A 3,578-nucleotide genomic window follows, 5' to 3' on the forward strand; every position below is an offset into this window, starting at 1 on the left:
GGTGATGGGGAGGTGGGGGGATGAGGGAGACAAGGGAGATGAGGGAGACAACGAGAATAATAACTCCCCTGTCACCAGTCATCAGTCATCAGTCATCAGTCAACTTATTTGATTTTTAATGCGGGCTAGCTGTGGGGCGCACAATAATCTCATTCACATCTACGTCGTCTGGTTGGTCGATGGAAAAGGCGATGGCTTTGGCTATGGCTTCAGCGGGAAGTGCTACTCTCCGGAATTCCTCCATTCCTTGACCAGCTTCGGTATCAGTAATACTATCTGCTAGTTCGGACTCAGTTACACCCGGTGAAATCACTGTCACACGAATGTCGGTGTTTTCCTGGCGCAGTCCCTCGGAAATCGCCAGCACAGCGAACTTGGTGGCTGAGTAAACGGCGCAGGTTGGCCAAACGTTGTGTCCACCAATGGAAGACAGGTTGACGAACTGGCCGAATCCCTGACGTTTCATCTCTGGGAGTCCGGCGGCGATACCGTTGAGTACGCCACGAATGTTGACATCAATCATCCAATCCCATTCATCGACTTTGAGGGCTTCTAACTTCGAGAGTGGCATGACGCCGGCATTGTTGACGATGACATCAACGTGGCCAAATTTGCTCTTTGCAAATTCCACAAAGGCTTGGAAGTTAGCACGATTAGTGACATCGAGACTCTGGTATTCTGCTGAGCCGCCCTCAGAGCGGATAGCAGCCACGAGGCTTTCCAGTCGCTCGGTGCGTCTTGCGCCCAAGACTACATGGAGACCCTTGCGAGCCAGTAGACGTGCTGTTGCTTCACCGATGCCGCTGCTTGCGCCTGTAATTAATACGACTTTCTCTTGGTTGGTAGTCATAAAATCAATTAGTTGAAGTATTTAAGGGACTTGCAAGGAAAAAATTGTTGACTGTTGACTGTTGACGGTTAACTGTGAACCGTCAACAGTCAATGCTTTAACCGCAATAATTTATTTTTTGGAGTTCCCTAATAGTTTGATATTGCGCTGAACTTGGATTGATTGTCCGGCACACTCTTAATTTAAGAGAGTCAAAACCTGGTGCGGTAATCCAAACCTGCTGAATTCTTGCCTAATCCTGCATTCTTTTGATTGCCTGAGAGACTGACATATGTGGCTGAATATATTGGAATTGCCTTGAATGATACTGTGATAAAAGATTTCTAGAGAGATTATGGAACAGACAATTACAAAGCAGCAGTTAGAGTTTGCTGCTTTGATTGCACAGAACAGTAAAACAGATGGTATCCATGCCACAGCCATCGAGCGGTTGTTTTTAATCCGTTGCTCACAACCAACTGCGCCTCTACATGCTCTGCATGAGCCTACTTTATGCATCGTTGCTCAGGGCAAGAAGCAGGTGATGTTGGGGGAAAATTTGTATGTTTATGGTCAAGATCGATGTTTGGTGGTGTCCATCGATTTGCCTGTGGTCGGTCAGGTGATTGAAGCAACGCCAACTGTTCCGTATCTATGCCTACGGCTAGATTTAGATCCTGGAGAACTCGGTACACTGATGATGGAGGCAAAACTAGACACTACTGTAAACCAACAACCAGAGCCTGGTTTGTCTTTGAGTCCTGTTACTCCCCAGCTATTGGATGCAGCGATCCGACTTCTAAGGTTGTTGGAAACTCCTGAAGATATTGCCATCCTCGCGCCTTTGGTTGTAAAAGAAATTCTCTACCGATTGCTATCAGGCGAACAAAGTGGGCGATTGCGACAGATTGCTTTAGCCGATAAACGGCTTCAGGGAATCGGTAAGGCGATTAACTGGCTCAAATGGAATTATGAAAAGCCATTTCGGATTGAAGCGATCGCTCGTGAAGCCTGCATGAGTCCGTCATCTCTTCATCATCACTTTAAATCTGTCACTGCCATGAGTCCTTTACAATATCAAAAGCAACTCCGGCTCCAACAAGCCCGTCGGTTAATGCTAGGAGAGGGCATGGATGCGGCAACAGCCAGTCATCATGTAGGTTACGAAAGTCCCTCACAGTTTAGCCGTGAATACAGTCGGTTGTTTGGCGCACCACCCTTGCGTGACATTGCTCGGCTCAAAAGTAGTCAAGAAACGTAAAAGAAAGTGACTACAGAGGAAATTTATGAGGGCTGTACGGAGATGGGAAAAAGAAATTTATCAACAAAGAATAAATCAAAAATTACCCGGTATCAACTCTCGACTTTCTGAAATAAACATTGTACAAAACAATTAGACACTACAGGATGTAAGTTGCATGGGTCGAAAAATTAGCAAAGTTTTTACACAATCTGGAGTTATTCCCTATAGAGTTAACAATGGTAAAATCGAAATCTTGTTGATTACAACTCGTAATCATCAACACTGGGTAATTCCCAAAGGAGATATTCCATCAGGAATGAGTCCGCCCGATTCAGCAGCCAAAGAAGCTTGGGAAGAAGCAGGGGTGATTGGACAAGTGGACGCCAACGAAGTGGGCACTTATAAATACCGCAAACAAGGTAAAGCCTACCGGGTAAAAATGTATTTATTGCCAGTGGATATCCTGAGTGAAGATTATCCAGAAGCAACTAAAAGAAAACGCCAGTGGGTAGAAGTTAATCAAGCCATCAGGTGGGTTAAGTTTAGTTCCCTTAAACGAGTTATGAAAGATTTTTTTCAGGTCAAATCTTCTTCTTGTGCATTTCGATGCTACTGAAATAGTCTGAAGAAAAACTCAGAATTCACAAGTCAGGCTATTTTGGATTTTAAGCAAGTTGGTGTGAAAAAATTTCGTTATCAAAAGGCAGGAGGCAGGGGTAGGAGGCAGAGGGCAGGAGGCAGAAGGGAAGAAGGTTTGAGTTGTTCTGTTTATTTGCACTGTTCTAAGTAAGAATACACAATTGATTCACCAATTCACCAATTCTGATGCTTCTTCAAGTCACTCTACTTATTTATCCCTTGTTTCATGTTTTTACGACTATATTTAATTAAATAAGTTTTCAATAAGGAAAACAAAATAAATGAATAAGATGGCATTTATAGTTGCAGCAGTTATTACCATGTCACCTTTGACTTTAGCTGTAGCAAACAACGTGCAACCTGCGAACAAGCAAGTAAAACAAACTCAGAGTAATCAACCAGAACAGTCTGTGCAAAAAACTTTCACAAGTCTGATCAATGCTGTTGAACAAAACAATTACAATCAGTTTATATCTCAAGGAAATGCTGCTTTCAAAGAAGCGGTTACAAAGCAAACATTTACACAAGTTAGTGGACAGTTAGCTCCTCGCCTCAAAAAAGGGTATTCATTAATTTTCTTGGGAAATCTGAATCAGCAAGGTTATCAAGTTTATTTATGGAAACTGACATTTAAAGATAGTGGCGATGATATCTTAGCTAGACTTAGCCTCAAAGATGGAAAAATAGGCGGATTTTGGCTAAATTAATTGATGACAGGACTTATATCATGTCCGTTTAAAGACTTATGATTTAGGGTAACGCAAAGAAATTTTAATCAAAACCTTGTCTAACTTGAGAACCGTAGTTTTTTACCAAAGTTTTGGGATTACTTCCTTCTAGACTTCTAAGAGAAGTCGGGAAAAGGGG

The 3,578-nt window shown here is 42.9% G+C and carries 4 protein-coding genes; 3 read left to right on the top strand and 1 reads right to left on the bottom strand.

All coding sequences use genetic code 11. The annotated features are described in order from the left end of the window. Positions 1 to 115: 115 nt before the first annotated feature. A complete protein-coding gene (locus GNE10_RS32965; protein WP_185570257.1) occupies positions 116 to 850 on the bottom strand; it encodes an SDR family oxidoreductase in 735 nt (244 codons plus the stop codon). A gap of 334 nt (positions 851 to 1,184) precedes the next feature. Here GNE10_RS32965 and GNE10_RS32970 point away from each other — a divergent pair, with 334 nt between their 5' ends. The 3 genes from GNE10_RS32970 (at position 1,185) to GNE10_RS32980 (ending at position 3,418) form a co-directional block, all read left to right on the top strand. Then, positions 1,185 to 2,090, top strand: coding sequence for an AraC family transcriptional regulator (locus GNE10_RS32970; RefSeq protein WP_185570259.1), 906 nt, complete (start codon positions 1,185 to 1,187; stop codon positions 2,088 to 2,090). Positions 2,091 to 2,247: 157 nt separating this feature from the next. Then, positions 2,248 to 2,688, top strand: a complete 441-nt coding sequence (locus GNE10_RS32975) for an NUDIX hydrolase (RefSeq protein WP_099068929.1) — start codon at positions 2,248 to 2,250, stop codon at positions 2,686 to 2,688. A gap of 304 nt (positions 2,689 to 2,992) precedes the next feature. Beyond that, complete coding sequence (locus GNE10_RS32980) at positions 2,993 to 3,418, top strand: hypothetical protein (protein WP_185570261.1); 426 nt, start codon at positions 2,993 to 2,995, stop codon at positions 3,416 to 3,418. Positions 3,419 to 3,578 lie beyond the last annotated feature (160 nt).

The organism is Nostoc sp. 2RC (assembly GCF_014222165.1).
In the GTDB taxonomy this organism is placed as follows: domain Bacteria; phylum Cyanobacteriota; class Cyanobacteriia; order Cyanobacteriales; family Nostocaceae; genus Nostoc; species Nostoc linckia.

Coding starts and splice junctions, on each gene's coding strand:
- GNE10_RS32965 (WP_185570257.1), bottom strand. CDS start 850: ATGACTACCAACCAAGAGAAAGTCGTATTAATTACAGGCGCAAGCAGC.
- GNE10_RS32970 (WP_185570259.1), top strand. CDS start 1,185: ATGGAACAGACAATTACAAAGCAGCAGTTAGAGTTTGCTGCTTTGATT.
- GNE10_RS32975 (WP_099068929.1), top strand. CDS start 2,248: ATGGGTCGAAAAATTAGCAAAGTTTTTACACAATCTGGAGTTATTCCC.
- GNE10_RS32980 (WP_185570261.1), top strand. CDS start 2,993: ATGAATAAGATGGCATTTATAGTTGCAGCAGTTATTACCATGTCACCT.